Genomic DNA, 15,241 nt, shown 5'->3' with positions numbered 1-15,241 from the left:
TTTTTAAGCAAATAGCGCGGAGTCACTTATTTCTGGATGGTGATGTTGCGCACCATGTACTCATTGCCAGCTAATACTTTCACGACGTACATGCCGTTGGCAAGGTTCGAGAGGTTCACTTTGTTTTCGAAGTTATTGCGGATAGCAGCCGTATGCACGCGCTGGCCCAGCATGTTTGTTACTTCAACCTGTAGCGCACCCTTGGTATTTACGCCTTTCACGTCGATAGACAGCTCGCCGGCGGTGGGGTTAGGGAACATAACAATGGAACGCATTAGTGCATCCGACGAAGCGGTAACAGCAGTTGCCGTCACTTCAATGTTGTCCACCAGCAACAGATATTGGTCGGCATCGCTCTTGGCGTGGAAGCCAATATAGAACGTGCCCGAAGAAGTAGGGGTAATAGATGCTACAGCAGTGGTGCTCGTAGCATTCGCCGTTTGGTAAGGCGAATTGTTAGCATAAGGAATAACGATGTTATCGTTATTCCAGAGCAGGTTTGTTTGACCGGCAGGGGTAGCAGCTGCCCCATATTTCACTTCCATCTTCTCTGGGTATACCGTTGTGAAGAGGTTGTACATACCATACCGGAAGGAAAGCTGGTAGCGGGTGCCAGCCTGTAAGGCCAGGCCACGGGTAAAGAACCAGTCGTCAGCAGCTGCGTTGGAGCTAAATTGATACACCATTGCATTGGTTGAAGCATCACCCAGTGGAAGTGATGTAGTACCTTCCAAATAGGAGGAGGCTACTCGCCAAGTTTGTGCGTCATTGTTAGCATTCGCTACGCTTATTCCACACGGCAAGGTGCCAGCAGCTATGCCTTCAAAGCCTTCCTTATAAGGAAAGGCACTTACCGCATCAGCACTTGTTGTAACCTTGAATGGGCCAGTAAAGGCGCTTTGGTCAGTAGCTCCGCAGTTGCTGCGAACATATACGTCATACGTTGTGCAGGTAGTCAGAGAGCTGATAGTGAAAGTCGGACCAGTACTTGTTACTGTAGTGCCCGCAGTGGCCGGGTCGAAGCCTGCTGGACCATAAATAGCCGTATAGCCAGTGCCAGCCGTTGGAGTTCCTGTAACAGTAATAGTACCTGCCGAGGCAGTAACGTTAGAAACTGTAGCACCCGTTACGATTGGGCAGCTGAGCTGCGGGCCTACCGTGGCATCCAGGGCAAGGCGGGTGAAAGGAAGTGTAGAACTGGTTAGATCCGCCCAGGCGCCAGTGGAGGAAGTACGGAAATAGAAAGTGCCTGCGCGCAGAGGGGTTTCCATCTGATAAGCCAGGTTGGGGTTCGTACCGCTCACCTCACGGATGGACACGTAAAAGGAGCCCGTAACAGCAATACTCGGAACGGGCACAGTTACTACCCCACCGGCTGGAGTGCGGGTTTGTACCGGAGATGTGTAGAGGGTAGTGCCCGGAGCGCCGCCCGTGCCATTCGCGTTAAGCAGCACCAACTGGTACGTAGCATTATTGTTCGCCTGGGCAATAAACCGGGCAGTCAACTGATTTACGTAGCTAGGCTTGGTTACAGTATATTTTGTTGCCAGACCGGCCCCGGCCACTCCCACACCAACACCAGTTGCGTTGAAGGCTTGCTTATCGTCCGTATAGGCTACGTTTCCAGCGGTTACTTGCTGGGTGTAGGGTAGGCTGTTGTTGGCGTTATTATCGTCGGCTGGTACGGTTACCGTTAGGTTGTTGGTGCCTTCCGTCAGAGTAGCGGGGTAGGCGTCAAACGTCACCGTGGCAATGGCGCCCGGCGAGAGAATAGGTACTGTCTTGGTGCTGGTGAAGGTGTTGGCTCCGCTTACAGTTAAGGTTACGGGCACATTGCTCAGTGAATTGAGGCCGCGGTTTTGTACGGCAGCTACCACTGTGTGGGGTAGTGAGTAAGAAGCAGAGAGCTTACCCAGCGTATGGATGGTTTGCACAGATACATCCGTGGGCTGCGAGGCATTGAAGCGGTACGTCAGACCCGAAGTCGGCCGCACAGCGCTACGTACATTGAATACGTCGCCAATGTAATTACCTGCCAAGAAGGTAGCGCTTGTCCAAGCCGTTGTGGAGGGCTTTACCACCGTAAGTGTCTGGCCAGCTGCCGGGCCTGAGCCTTTCAGACCTACTGCGGCGGTGCGTAGGGCATCGGTAGTGCCAGTATTGGCTGTGAACGTACCGTACACAAAGTCAACTCGGTTAAGAGTTTCGTACAGAATTACCTGAAAGTTAGCGCGAGAGTACTGCTTGGTCACGTTCCCGGCAGCCTTATCACTTACATCTTTCCACTGAATGATGCAGGCCCGGTTGGGCGCCGTACCAGTAGTGAATACGCGGTACTCAGTGGTAGCAGAGCCCTCCAGATCAAGGTTAAACGGCAGAATCAGGTTGGTTTCGGCGTTGTTATCTAGCGGACCTTTGTAGGGGCTCTGTGGCCCATCGTAGAAGTAGGGCGCGACCGGTGCAGTAGTTCCTAGCTTGATGTAGCCGTTGGTATTCAGGACAAAATCCGTAAAGGTCTGGCCATTATACTGAAACGAAAACCCAATGGGAGTAGCCGCCGAGTTGGCGTCGTCGGTGTTAGGCGTCGTAATAGCGGTACCATTGGTGCCCAAATCGGTATAGGCGCCCGCGCCGATAAGGCTCGAAAGGGCGGTGTATCTAAACGGAGCCGTGGCCTGAGCGTGGGCCGACATGGTACCCACGCTCAGCAGAGTGGCTAACGCCAGCTGTTTGGGAGTAAGCAAGCCAGGGTAAAATTTTGACATGAAGTAATCTTGAAGAGTGGAAGTGGAGACGACAAAAGAATAGCAAGGAATAACCCCTTTTCAAAGTAAAACCATTTTCAGGGACATGTAATGAAAAGTTGATTTAATTTTTGCTGATAAAATGCCAAAAATAGAGCTAATCATGCTTTTGAATGAAAAGCTATATAATGGTGCGCTTCCAGCCTCCTTTGGCAATTCAGTAGCTTAGAGCCACATGCTAATGGGCTTCGGGCAGGCATCAACCCAATGGTGATAAAGGCTTCCTACCTCTTGCAAACGCCTAAACCCTGCTTGTTAATAGCCTCAGTCTACCAGCGGAGCTATTGCAGCTGCGCGAAATGAGTCTTTATGCCGAGTTATACTATTGTCTTGCTGGGTGCTGGCCGGGTAGCACAACATCTGGGGCCTGCCTTGGCGGAAGCCGGGCACCAAGTACTGCACGTCTGGAGCCGCACGCAGGCTTCAGCTCAGGCAGTGGCTCGCACCATACCGGGCGCCACCGCTGGGTCTGATCTGCAAGCCCTACCCCCCGCCGCGCTCTATATCGTGTCTGTACCCGATGGAGTCGTGCCAGAGATTGTAGCTACGGCGCGGTTTGAGCCGGGCACCGTGGTGGTTCATACGGCCGGCGCACTTCCGCTCAGTGTCCTGACCTTGCGCCCGGAGGTAGGGGCTGGCGTGTTCTATCCCCTTCAAACCTTTAGCCCAGGCCGGAATATATCGTGGGCCATGGTGCCCCTGTGTTTGGAAGCTGCTGGCCCTGCTGCTTTAGAGGTGTTGCAACACGTTGCCGGCTCCCTAAGCCAGGATGTACGGCTGGTAAATTCCGCCCAACGTCTGCAGTTGCACGTAGCGGCGGTGTGGGCCTGTAACTTTCCTAATCATCTGCTGGGTATTAGTCAGGCACTGCTAACCGAGGCGGGCTTGCCCTGGGAGTTGTTATGGCCGCTTATCCGGGAAACCATAGAGAAAGCCTTGGCTCAGCCGCCATTTCGGGTGCAAACCGGCCCGGCCGTGCGGCACGATGCTGGCACCTTGGCCCGGCATGAGGCTGCGCTGGCTACCCATCCGGAATGGCAGGTGCTTTATAAGCAGCTGACCAACAGTATTCAGCGAGTTAAGGACACCGGAAGCGTAAACAATGAGAACGGGTTGTAGCTTTGATTCGGGTAGCGGTATGTGTACCTTCGCACCCGCATTTTTGCATCGTTCTCCTAGCGTTACGCCGTGAAAGCCGTAAACATCACCTTTAAGTTTCAGGACGGCCAGCCCGACCAGACCCATGTGGCCGCCCAAGGCGAATCGGTGCTGGATGTAGCCCTGAACAACGATATCCAACTCCAGCACAACTGCGGGGGCGTCTGCGGCTGCAGCACTTGCCACGTCTATATTCTGCAGGGCGAAGATGACCTGCCTGAAATCTCCGACAAGGAGGAGGATTTCATTGACCGTGCCATTAACCCACGCATCAACTCGCGCTTAGGCTGCCAGTGTGTGGTGCAGGGCAACCAGGACGTAGTCGTGCTTATTCCACCCCAGAACTTCCTGGGCCACTAAGCAAGGGTTGAGTTATGAGCTGAGCCAGGAGTAGGCCATTGTCCTGCTTCTAGCTCAGCTCATAACTCATTATTCATAACTCATCATTCAACCAGTATGAACCATTTCGAGCCCCCAATGCAGTGGAGCGACCATGAGGATATTGCCATGGCGCTTTATGAAAAGTTTGGCGACGACTTCAACGAGGCAAAAATTTACCGCATCCGTTTTACGGACCTGCTGGAATGGATTCTGACCCTGCCCAACTTTGAGGGTACCCGCGAGCAAGCCAACGAAGGCCACCTGGAGCAAATTCAGGCCAAGTGGGTGTACGAGTGGCGCGACAACCAATAAGGAAAAGCGCACCTTTCTGCCGCTATCCTATTGGTAATATATCTTTCAGTAGTTTCTAATATGACTTCACCCATTACCCCGCCCGATTTATCAGCCATTCAGGCATTCATTTTGGATGTGGACGGGGTGCTGACTGATGGGACGCTGCTGGCCTTTAACTCCGGTGAGCAGGCCCGGGCCTTCCACATTCGTGATGGGTACGCTATTCGGCATGCTCTCCGCCAAGGGTACCGGATTGCCATCATCTCGGGCCGGGAGGAAGAGGGCGTGCGCAAACGCCTGGAGTCTCTGGACGTGCGCGACATTTTTCTGGGGGTTGATGACAAGATGAAAATCTTCAATAACTACATCAATACCTACCGCCTTGATCCTGCGCACATTGCCTACATGGGCGATGATATGCCCGATATTGAGGTAATGCGCCGCTGTGCCATTGCCGCCTGCCCCGCCGATGCTGCCTCCGATGTGGCCGCCATCAGCAATTACACTGCTGCCCTACCGGGTGGCCACGGGGCCGTGCGCGAGCTGATTGAAGCCGTGCTGAAAGCCCAGGGAAAGTGGTAGCTCAATTCTATCGGCTAGTACCTTACTTATACCATATTGCACTTACAGGTTCCGTAGGCGCATCAGCGCTTGCTGAAACTCGGGTTGTGCTTTTCTAAAATCCCTCTATATTTACCCCAACCATCATTCACCTTATTCTTTTTCTTTTTTACATGAAAACAGGAACCGTAAAATTCTTTAATGAGTCGAAGGGCTACGGCTTCATTACGGAAGACGGTACGAAGGAAGATTTCTTCGTCCATATTACCGGCCTTAACGGGGGCCAGATCCAACAGAATGACCGCGTGGAGTTTGACACTCAGGAAGGCCGTAAGGGCGTAAACGCGGTAAATGTGAAGAAACTGTAACTACTGGTTACTTGAGTTTTTAGCATAAATAGAAAGCCTCTTCCGAACTCGGGAGAGGCTTTCTTATGCTGGTTTGGGAGGGGTAGTGCATCTTTGCCGAGCCCGGTGCTGTTTGGGATTTTCTTATGTCTGCTGCTTCATCTAATTCTGCGCGCCATACTTCGGAGGAAGGCGAGGGCCTGGCCTCGGAGCGTGGCAGTGTGCAGCAGCTAGCCCGGTTGGTACGCCTGCCTAACCTCCTGATTATGGGCTTGTGCTTGGTGCTGGTTCGGGCATGCCTGCTGCTGCCTGGAGCACCGTGGTGGCAGGTGCTGGCGCCTTCCTTCGGGCTGCTGGCCTTGGCGGCCTTGAGTGTAGGAGCCGCGGGCTACATCATCAACGATTACTACGATGTTAAGATTGATGCCATCAACCGGCCGGGGCGGCTAGTGGTAGGCAAAGTCGTGAACCGGCGCCATGCCATGCTGGGCCACCTGCTGCTCTCGGGATTAGGCATAGTGGTAAGCGGGGCTTTGTCGCCGCTGCTGGGGGTAGTGAATTTGGGCTCCGCTTTACTTCTGTGGGGATATTCAGTGCGGTTCAAGCGGGTAGCGCTGGTAGGCAACGTGAGCATTGCTACCCTTACCGCGGCGCTGGTGTTACTACCCGAGCTGCAGGCCCGCACGGGCAATAGCGCAGTGTGGGGCTACGCGCTGGCGGCTTTTCTGCTGACGGTGGTGCGGGAAATTATAAAGGACGTGGAGGATATGCGGGGTGATGCCCAGCACGACTGCCGGACCTTGCCCATTGTGTGGGGAATAGCGCGCACTAAGTGGGTAGCCGGTTTTTTTCTGGCTTGCCTGGGTCTGCTGGTGGTAGGTGCGGCGTACAATGCCCTGGCCACCCAACGGCCGGTGCTGGGGGGCTGGCTGCTGCTACTGGTGCTAGCGCCGCTGGCGGGGCTAGGCCAAAAACTCAGGCGCGCTGACCGTAAGCGAGATTTTACTGCTCTGAGCACTTGGTGCAAATGGGTGATGCTGGCCGGAGTGCTATCCATGACGGTGATAGGATACTAGGCGTGCTGAAGGCGCTGGTATCAGCAGAAAATAAGGGGTAGGAGCATCTGACAACCGCGGGGGCTACAGTTGCGTTAGCAGATGTACTGACGGAATTTCAACGTGCCTGGCCTGCTAGCCGAAGGTAGGGAAGCCGTCATCTGCCAACTCCATTTCTGACCCCAGCCATCTACGTATGCGCTTCCTCTACCCGCTGCTGGCGCTTGGCGCGCTGGCTGCTCCGGCTGCCCTGGCGCAGTCAGCTCCCGACTCTGCCGCCGCGCTGGTTGCCTCGGCCGCTCCGCTGCCCACTACTGTTGCCACTGAAACTCCCACCGAGGGGGCTCCGGTTGGCCTGAATCGGGCATTAACGTCCAAATCAAGCTTCAAGCTTATTCCTGACGACCCCGACAAGCCAATTTTCCTGCCCGTTCCTATTGCTTTCTACCAGCAGGAAACCGGTTTTGCGGTGGGCGCGGCTATTCTACCCGTATGGCGCTTCGGGCAGGATACTACCGTGCGTAAATCCAATGCCCGCCTGATTGCGTGGTTCTCACAGGAAAAGCAGACGACTATTCAGCTCACGCACACCATTTTCACCAAAGGGGAAAAGTTCTTTTTCCAGGGTGAACTGAGCTACTATGATCTGGCTTTCAACTACTACGGCATCGGCAACGATACCCGTAAGAGCAATGAGGCTCACATTCAGTACCCACTGTGGGTGTTCGATGAAAAGGTGCTGACCAAAGTGGTGCCGAACCTGTTTGTGGGGGTGCGCTACCGCCTGACCAACCTTGGTAATGTAAAGCTGGACGATGAAGATCAGGGCAATCCGGCTCCCTATAACTTGCTGTCTTCGAAGGAGCGCAACGGCTACCTGACCTCTGGCGTAGGCCCGGCCTTGCTCTACGATGGGCGCGACAACGTGCTGGCTACTTACCGCGGTAACTTCGTAGATGCCCACATCCTATTTAATGGTGGCGCGCTGGGCAGCGACTATAAGTTTACCCGCTATATGGTGGACGCCCGCCATTTTAACCCTCTTTTTGGCTCTAACAACACTATTCTGGCCCTGCAGTTTCTAGGGCAGTACCACACCGGCAGTGTACCGTTCCGCGAGCTGGGCGGCATGGGTGCCACGTTGGGTGGCTCTCTCTACAATAATGCCTACCTGATGCGCGGCATTTACGAGGCACGTTTCCGTGACCGTCAGTTCTCTACATTTCAGGGCGAAATCCGGCAGAAGCTGTTTTGGCGTTTTGATGGGGTAGTGTTCGGGGCCGTAGGGCAGGTAGCACCCCGCCTCGGCGACTACAAGCTGGACGAGATGAAGTACGCTGGTGGGGTAGGGGCCCGCTTCCGGCTGAACCGCCGCGACCGGGTGAACGTCCGCCTCGATTACGGGGTGGGTTCCGGGGGCAACTCCGGTATCATCTTCGCCGTGGGCGAGGCTTTCTAAGCTTACTGCATCACTATAGGAAGTGCCGGGTTCAGGCTGCAGCAGCAGGAGCCCGGCACAACTGTTTTCTGGCAGGTAAGGGGTAGGGTGCACTAAACCCTAAATGCTGTCATTAGGTCAAGTGAAAGCCGTAGTGATAGGCCCGATGAACAACTTCTTGGGACAGCGTTACCGTTCTGCTTAGCTCAACCGTAGAAGGGGCTAATGAAGCAAGCCCCACCCCTGCGTTTTCATGATGCCCTTGCTGAAACTGGCGGCAGCATTTCTCCGTGGCACCTGGCTCCACCACCCACGGCAAGTCTGAGAGCAATTGTTATTATTCCGGCCAAAAACGAAGCTACGAGCATACCGGCTGCATTAGCGGCCCTGGCCGCTCAGGTGGATATGCAAGGTAGGTTGCTGCCCAAAGGCTGGTTTGAAGTGCTGGTGCTGGCTAACAATTGCCGTGACCGTACTGCCCAGGTTGCGCGTGTCTGCGCGGCACAACATCCCCAGCTGGTAGTACACGTAGCGGAAGTAACTTTATCGGCCACTGATGCTCACGTAGGCAAAGCCCGGCGCTTGCTGATGGATGAGGCTTGTCAGCGCCTGGAACGGGTAGGGCAGATGAGCGCATTCATTGCCAGTACCGATGCCGACACGCGCGTGGCGCCTACCTGGCTAGCGGCCATTGCCGCAGAGCTAGCCCAGGGAGCCGATGCCGTGGGGGGCCGAATTTTGGCCTATGATGCGGACTCCCGGAGCCCATTGCGCCGTCATCAGTTACAGGATGCGGCGTACTACCTCCTTCGTGCCCGATTGGAGCAACTCCTCGACCCCATTGCCCACGACCCCTGGCCCCGCCACCATCAGCATTTCGGAGCTAGTCTGGCCCTGACGGCCGCGGCGTACCGGCGTGTAGGTGGGCTGCCGGTTGTGCCCTATCTAGAAGATGAAGCTTTGTACCAAGCCCTGCTCCGGCACGACCAGCGCCTGCGCCACAGTCCGGCCGTGCGGGTGTTTACTTCCAGCCGACAGCAGGGCCGGGTGCCAGTAGGCCTCTCGTGGCAGCTGCGCCAGTGGGCCGCGCAGCACGCGGCCCAGCAAGAACCCACCGTTGACAACCCGGTCCGTCTGATTGCGGAGTGGCGTTTGCGTGCTCATTTACGGCGTTTATGGCATTGCCACACTGGGGAGCGGTTGCTGCTGAATGAACGAATAGCGTTGCCGGAGCCCGAAAGGGTAGGCACTTCTTGCCTGCAGCAGGAGCTTGCCCGGTATGCTACGTTTGGGCAGTTCTGGGAAAAAATGCGGGCGCGGTTTCTATATCACGCGCTCCGGCGGTGGCCACCGGTACCGGTATCCGTGGCAATTCAGCAGTTGCGGCAGGAGTTAGCGCGCCATGAGCAGGCTATCCGGCCGTTGATAACTAGCCCTGTGGCGCAGTGCGCGTTGATTTAACGCCGTTCCAGCAAATCGAGACGGTAGGTGGCGTGCCGTTCCCTATGCAGATGGTGTAATGGGCCATCGAGGTGCGCCTGCTCTAGAAAGAAGTCGTGCACTGCGTCGCCGGTCAGGGGGTAGTCGTGCACGGGTGGGGTCCAATGGACCAGCAGCAGATGGCCGCCGGATGGCAACGCCTGCAGCATCAAGTCAAAAGTTCGGGTTAGGTCTGCTGGGCTCCAATAGTAGCCTACCTCTGAAACCAGAATTAAATCGAATTGCTGCTGAAGTGGGAATTCTTCCGGAATACGTAATTGCCGTAGCTCCACCTGGGGCAGGTAGGCGCAGCGCTGTCGGGCTCGGGCTAAAGCGGCTTCGGCCACATCTACGGCCAGTAGGTGGCCGCACTGGGTTGCCAACTGCTCGGTAAGCACACCCAGGGAGCAGCCTATTTCCAGCACGTTAGCGTAATGCGGCTTAGGTAGGGCCTGCAAGGTAGTCTGATACTTCTCCCGCTCGTAGGGGCTGGTTTCGAATCCCCACGGATCGGCATTGGCTTCGTATACCGCCGCAAAATATTCCGGCCCCAGGGTATGGGGTTGGTTAGGGTTGGGTTGCATGGGTAGCAGGCGCTAGGATGAAAAATACCCGTCGGTGGCTTCTAGATAGATTTCTGTGGGCTGAGTGAAATGGGCAAGCATGGCAGTTGATAGAATGAAACCGCTCGGGTCATCATCAATGGGTGAGCCCGGAAGCTGGGAGTGATGCGCCCCAATGGCCTGCTGCTTTTGCTCCAGCACGGACGTAATATTGAGCTGCCAGCCCTGGACTTCTTCGGGCCGGGGTAAGTCGGAGGGAGTGGCGCGCTCCCAGGCCCATACTACATACTCCAGCACCCGCGGTGGGGTAGGTAGCTGAAGAAGCGCTGCCCGCACCAGCAGGCTAGTAGCGCGGTGGTCGGGGTGAGGGTCACGCCGCCACGGTACAAGCACAGTGGCCGGTGGGTGCTGCTCCCAAAAGGCTACGAGGCGTTGCACGGCTGCCGCACCAGCAGCAGTATCGGGGGTGGGTGCGGCCCCATCGGGAAGGTTAAGGGGCAGCAAGTGCTGAGCCGCAACTCCCAGAACCGATAAGGCCGTCCGTAGCTCATGTTCCCGCAGTGCCTGGCGGGCCGGGGCTGAGAATTTCTGGGAGTTGGGGTGCGACATAGTGCCATCTGTTGCCAGCACGCACCAAACCGGTACGCCCGCTTGCCGCAGCAGCGCCAGCAGCCCCCCACACCCCAGCGACTCATCATCGGGGTGCGGGGCTACAATTGTAGTAGCCCCTAGGGTTGCTATCTGTTCGAGGGGTAGGAAAGGATAGGAGGCGAAGAGAGCGGAAACCATGTGGCAGATGCGCTACAGCCGGAGCAGTGAAAACAGATGATATAAAATGACAGGGGCTTTACCGCTCCCATAGTAGGTAGGCAGGCTGCTTCTTTTGTAGAGCGTAGCGGCCCACATCAGCCAGAGCAGCATCTGGGGCAGGCTGACGGAGGTAGTGGGTTAGGTCGCGGTGGAGGCGCTCAAAAGGCTCCGGGCGCAGGAGGCCCCGGGCTCCCACACAGCGCTCGGCTAGAGGCATCAGGCGCAGGCAGAGCTCCTCAATGGCCGAGCGTACCAAGTTGGCATGCGCTACAGTAGCTTCGGTAGTTGCAGCCTCAGAAAGCTCAGACAGGGGGTGGGCCACAAAATCGGCGGCGGCACGCAGCCAGTGCTGCCCGCTGGCTATCAGCAGGCTCATCTCGCCTAGGCGCTGGCGCTGGTAAGGGTCGTCGGTGCGGCCCAGCTCGCGCAGAAAACGGCGGGTTTCATCGAAAATGGCTTCGGCTCCACCCAGCTGCACGGCAGCAAACCGAATGGCTCCCCCGCTAAACCAGGGCTGCTGGTAATAGTCGCCGGGGGAGCCCAACAAATCCTGCGCGTCTATTTCCAAACCCGTAAAATCAACGCGAAAACTAGAGGTAGCCCGCATGCCCAGAGGGCGCCAGAACGTGTTGTTGTACTGCGGAGGTAGGGCATCGGCAGGTAGTACCACCATTTGCCAGCCGCCGTCGGGTAGGGCGCCCGTAAGCAGGGGCCGCGTTAGGTGGCCCGCTCCCGACCCGAACGTTTTGCTGCCGTGCATACGGTAGCGCCCGTTTGGCAGCGGCTCCAGCTTCACCCCGTCCTGGGCCTCTGTGTTCCAAACCCCAAATAAATGGCCCGCACGAGCATCGGCGGCCCACCGTACCTGCTGATCGGGCCGTCCGAAGCGGGAAATAAGCTGCAGGGCATTCACATGGCCCTCATAGACCCGGCCAACCGCCAAGTTGCCGCGCCCTATGTGACGCAACACGCTGAGCAGGTGTTCAGTGGAGGCGGCTTCAGCTAATCCGCAACCACCAAGAGCGGTAGGTAAAGGAGCCGCCAGCAGGCCCGCTTCCCGCAGCCATCCAAACTCGTCAACGGGGAAGCTGCCTTCCTGGTCGGAGTGGGGCGCGTGGGCAAACAGGCGTGGAGCCAGGGCTGCGGCGGCTGCCTCGGCGGCGTTGGGGGTAGTTAATGGGCTGGCTAATAGGGTAGGAGCAGCGGAGATGGTCATGAAAACACGCCGGTAGATGGTCGAGCTTGGCTATACGGCAAACTCAACCGTAACGGACAAAAGCTTAGCCGTTGCCAACCTCGGTGCCTAGCGCCTGTTAATAATTCCGTAACACCGCTCTGACGGGGGCTGCCTACCTTCGCGGCGCGTTTCAACCTCTCATCAAACTCTGCTTGCCATGTCGCAGCCCATTCGTTCCGCCCTTGTTTCCGTCTATTACAAAGACCGTTTGGAGCCACTGGTAGCGTTGCTGAAAGAGCACGGCGTAACCATTTATTCCACGGGTGGCACCCAGCAATTTATTGAAGAGCAGGGCGCACCGGTAACTGCCGTAGAAAGCCTGACTGGCTTTCCGGCCGTATTTGGTGGCCGCGTAAAAACCCTGCACCCGAAAGTATTCGGGGGTATTCTGCACCGCCGCCACGAGGCCGGCGACCTGCAGGAAGCTGAGCAACACCAGATTCCGCCCATCGACCTGGTAATTGTGGATCTTTACCCCTTCGAGGAAACCGTAGCCTCCGGCGCGGCGGAGCAAGATGTCATTGAGAAGATTGACATTGGCGGCATCTCCTTGCTGCGGGCAGCCGCCAAAAATTTCCGCGATGTGCTAGTGGTCAGCAGCCGCGACCAGTATGCGGCCGTAACGGAGCTGCTGCAGGCCAAAGGCTGTGCTACCGACCTCGAAGACCGTCGCCATTACGCCGCCGCTGCTTTCGAAGCCACCTCGCACTACGACACCCAGATTTTCCGCTACATGGCCCAGGGTACGGAGCTCAGCAGCGCTACCCTCAAGCTCAGCGAAAAGCCCGCTACACCCCTTCGCTACGGCGAAAACCCGCATCAGGCTGGCACTTTCTACGGCGACCTGACGGCCCTTTTTGATCAGCTTCACGGTAAACAGCTCAGCTACAATAACCTGGTAGATGTGGATGCTGCCGTGCTGCTCATGCAGGAATTTGCTGCCGATGAGCAAGCTGCCTGTGCTATCCTCAAGCACACGAACGCCTGCGGCGTAGCTCAAGCCGACACCCTGCACGAAGCCTACCTCCAGGCTCTGGCTTGTGACCCGGTATCAGCCTTTGGCGGGGTTATCATTGTAAACAAGCCCGTAGATGCCGCCACCGCTGAAGAGCTGAACAAGCTGTTTTTTGAGGTGCTGATTGCCCCAGAGTTTGCCGCCGATGCCCTAACTGTTCTGCAGAGCAAAAAGAACCGCATTCTGCTGCGCCAGAAGCCGGTGCAATTCCCGGCCAAGCAAGTAAAAACGCTGCTTAACGGTATCATTGAGCAGGATTTTGACCGGGTGGTAGAAGGAGCACAGGAGTTCCGCACGGTAACCGAGTCGGCCCCGACAGCTGAGGAAGTGTCCGCCCTAGAGTTTGCCCTCAAGATTTGTAAGCATACCAAGAGCAATACCATCGTGCTGGCTCGGGCCGGGCAACTGCTGGCTTCCGGGGTAGGGCAAACCTCCCGGGTAGATGCCCTGCGCCAAGCCATTGAGAAAGCCCGCAGCTTTGGCTTCGATTTGCAAGGTGCCGTTATGGCCTCCGATGCCTTTTTTCCCTTCCCCGACTGCGTAGAAATTGCCGGTGAAGCAGGCATCCGCGCTGTGGTGCAGCCCGGCGGCTCCATCAAAGACCAAGATAGTATTGCTGCCGCCGACCGCCTGGGTATGGCTATGGTTCTGACAGGTGTGCGCCACTTCAAACACTAAACCAACCCGTTACAGCCTGCTTTCAATAATTATTGGCATCAGCCGCTTCCGGCCCCAAGCAAGGGGTAGGGAGCGGCTGATGCTGCTTACGAGCAGTTTCGAAGAGTGAAGAAGGGTAGAGAGTAGTAATGCAGAGTAATGATAAGCTATAAACGTGCAGCTCTTAAATAGTAAGATACCAGGATTTGTCCTTGCCGTGAACATACAGACGTACCAACTCCACTGTTGTGCACGTTAGGCCTACCTCGCCTGAAGGCGACAAACCCAAGTCTTTTGTTTCAGACGAGTCCGGGGTATCGGGCTTCGCCGAAACTTGCTTACTTTTGCCCCACTTTTGACGGGCGCAAGCTGCCCGTTCTCATTCACTTGCCGTTACTCGATGGGTTTCTTCAATTTTTTGACCAGCGATATTGCCATTGACCTGGGCACGGCCAACACCCTCATCATTCACAACGATAAAATCGTGGTGGATGAGCCGAGCATCATTGCGAAAGACCGCACTACTAATAAGGTAATTGCCGTGGGGCGGCAGGCGCAGCAGATGCACGAAAAGACCCACGACAACATTAAAACCATTCGTCCGCTCAAGGACGGTGTAATTGCCGATTTCCACGCTGCCGAGGAAATGATTAAGGGTATGATCAAGATGATTGATACCCGCACACGGCTATTCCAGCCCTCGCACCGCATGGTTATCTGCATTCCATCGGGCATTACGGAAGTAGAAAAGCGCGCCGTACGTGACTCCGCCGAGCACGCCGGTGCCAAGGAAGTCTGGATGATTCAGGAGCCTATGGCTGCCGCCATTGGTATTGGAATTGACGTGGAGCAGCCCGTCGGTTCTATGATTATCGACATCGGGGGCGGTACTACCGAAATTGCAGTTATTGCCTTGTCGGGTATCGTTTGCGACCAGTCCATTAAAACGGCCGGCGACGTATTCAACCAGGATATTCTGGACTACATGCGCCGCCAGCATAACCTGCTAATTGGCGAGCGTTCCGCTGAGCGCATTAAAATTGAAGTAGGTGCGGCCCTTACCGAGCTGGACGTAACTCCCCCCGACTTTGAAGTTCGGGGCCGCGACCTGATGACGGGTATCCCGAAAGTAATCAAGGTAACCTCTTCGGAAATTGCCATTGCCCTGGATAAGTCGGTAGCCAAAATTGAGGAAGCCGTTCTGAAAGCACTGGAAATCAGTCCGCCCGAGCTGTCGGCCGATATCTATGAGAACGGCATTCATCTGACCGGTGGCGGCGCTCTGCTACGCGGCCTCGATAAGCGCCTCGCAGTTAAAACCAAGCTGCCCATCCATATTGCCGAAGACCCACTGCGGGCAGTTGTGCGTGGCACCGGCGCCGCTATTAAGAATATCCCGGCTTTCCGTAGCGTACTGCTGACGTAATATTCAGTGAAGCGTG

Annotated in this window: 14 protein-coding genes; 10 read left to right on the top strand and 4 right to left on the bottom strand. The window is 56.3% G+C overall.

Annotated features, from left to right (window positions below; genetic code table 11):
- Positions 1 to 26 precede the first annotated feature (26 nt).
- Complete coding sequence (locus DNI29_RS13845) at positions 27 to 2,765, bottom strand: NIDO-like domain-containing protein (RefSeq protein WP_110978697.1); 2,739 nt, start codon at positions 2,763 to 2,765, stop codon at positions 27 to 29.
- A gap of 348 nt (positions 2,766 to 3,113) precedes the next feature.
- On the opposite strand from DNI29_RS13845, the gene DNI29_RS13840 reads away from it, so the two are divergent.
- From DNI29_RS13840 to DNI29_RS13805, 8 genes are all read left to right on the top strand, one after another.
- Positions 3,114 to 3,923 carry a Rossmann-like and DUF2520 domain-containing protein gene (locus DNI29_RS13840; RefSeq protein WP_110978696.1) on the top strand — a complete coding sequence of 270 codons (810 nt, stop codon included), beginning with the start codon at positions 3,114 to 3,116 and terminating at the stop codon, positions 3,921 to 3,923.
- A gap of 69 nt (positions 3,924 to 3,992) precedes the next feature.
- The gene (locus DNI29_RS13835; RefSeq protein WP_110978695.1) at positions 3,993 to 4,322 is read left to right on the top strand and encodes a 2Fe-2S iron-sulfur cluster-binding protein; all 330 of its coding nucleotides are present in this window, start codon (positions 3,993 to 3,995) and stop codon (positions 4,320 to 4,322) included.
- 96 nt (positions 4,323 to 4,418) lie between these two features.
- A complete protein-coding gene (gene iscX / locus DNI29_RS13830) occupies positions 4,419 to 4,655 on the top strand; it encodes a Fe-S cluster assembly protein IscX (protein WP_110978694.1) in 237 nt (78 codons plus the stop codon).
- Between the two features lie 60 nt (positions 4,656 to 4,715).
- Positions 4,716 to 5,219 carry a KdsC family phosphatase gene (locus DNI29_RS13825; RefSeq protein ID WP_110978693.1) on the top strand — a complete coding sequence of 168 codons (504 nt, stop codon included), beginning with the start codon at positions 4,716 to 4,718 and terminating at the stop codon, positions 5,217 to 5,219.
- A gap of 152 nt (positions 5,220 to 5,371) precedes the next feature.
- Positions 5,372 to 5,566, top strand: a complete 195-nt coding sequence (locus DNI29_RS13820; protein ID WP_110978692.1) for a cold-shock protein — start codon at positions 5,372 to 5,374, stop codon at positions 5,564 to 5,566.
- A gap of 125 nt (positions 5,567 to 5,691) precedes the next feature.
- Positions 5,692 to 6,621 (top strand): geranylgeranylglycerol-phosphate geranylgeranyltransferase, encoded by a 930-nt coding sequence (locus DNI29_RS13815; protein WP_238388090.1) that lies wholly within the window; start codon positions 5,692 to 5,694, stop codon positions 6,619 to 6,621.
- Between the two features lie 175 nt (positions 6,622 to 6,796).
- The gene (locus DNI29_RS13810) at positions 6,797 to 8,059 is read left to right on the top strand and encodes a BamA/TamA family outer membrane protein (RefSeq protein ID WP_110978691.1); all 1,263 of its coding nucleotides are present in this window, start codon (positions 6,797 to 6,799) and stop codon (positions 8,057 to 8,059) included.
- Positions 8,060 to 8,263: 204 nt separating this feature from the next.
- Positions 8,264 to 9,499 (top strand): glycosyltransferase, encoded by a 1,236-nt coding sequence (locus DNI29_RS13805; protein WP_110978690.1) that lies wholly within the window; start codon positions 8,264 to 8,266, stop codon positions 9,497 to 9,499.
- On the opposite strand, the gene DNI29_RS13800 is transcribed toward DNI29_RS13805, so the two are convergent.
- From DNI29_RS13800 to DNI29_RS13790, 3 genes are read right to left on the bottom strand one after another with little or no spacing between them, the layout of a single operon-like run.
- The gene (locus tag DNI29_RS13800) at positions 9,496 to 10,101 is read right to left on the bottom strand and encodes a class I SAM-dependent DNA methyltransferase (RefSeq protein WP_110978689.1); all 606 of its coding nucleotides are present in this window, start codon (positions 10,099 to 10,101) and stop codon (positions 9,496 to 9,498) included. The two genes, DNI29_RS13805 and DNI29_RS13800, sit on opposite strands and share 4 nt — an antisense overlap.
- Positions 10,102 to 10,113: 12 nt before the next feature.
- Positions 10,114 to 10,869 carry a PIG-L deacetylase family protein gene (locus tag DNI29_RS13795; protein WP_110978688.1) on the bottom strand — a complete coding sequence of 252 codons (756 nt, stop codon included), beginning with the start codon at positions 10,867 to 10,869 and terminating at the stop codon, positions 10,114 to 10,116.
- 58 nt (positions 10,870 to 10,927) lie between these two features.
- Positions 10,928 to 12,106, bottom strand: coding sequence for an acyl-CoA dehydrogenase family protein (locus DNI29_RS13790; RefSeq protein WP_110978687.1), 1,179 nt, complete (start codon positions 12,104 to 12,106; stop codon positions 10,928 to 10,930).
- Between the two features lie 178 nt (positions 12,107 to 12,284).
- Between DNI29_RS13790 and purH the strand changes: the two genes are divergently transcribed.
- Both purH and DNI29_RS13780 read left to right on the top strand, forming a co-directional pair.
- The gene (gene purH, locus DNI29_RS13785; RefSeq protein WP_110978686.1) at positions 12,285 to 13,820 is read left to right on the top strand and encodes a bifunctional phosphoribosylaminoimidazolecarboxamide formyltransferase/IMP cyclohydrolase; all 1,536 of its coding nucleotides are present in this window, start codon (positions 12,285 to 12,287) and stop codon (positions 13,818 to 13,820) included.
- Positions 13,821 to 14,199: 379 nt separating this feature from the next.
- On the top strand, positions 14,200 to 15,225 hold the full coding sequence (locus DNI29_RS13780; RefSeq protein ID WP_110978685.1) for a rod shape-determining protein: 1,026 nt from the start codon (positions 14,200 to 14,202) through the stop codon (positions 15,223 to 15,225).
- Positions 15,226 to 15,241 lie beyond the last annotated feature (16 nt).

The sequence above is a fragment of the Hymenobacter sediminis genome (assembly GCF_003231285.1).
In the GTDB taxonomy this organism is placed as follows: Bacteria; Bacteroidota; Bacteroidia; order Cytophagales; family Hymenobacteraceae; genus Hymenobacter; species Hymenobacter sediminis.
Note: the sequence above shows the minus strand (reverse complement) of the source record. Positions and strands in the feature narration are given on the sequence as shown.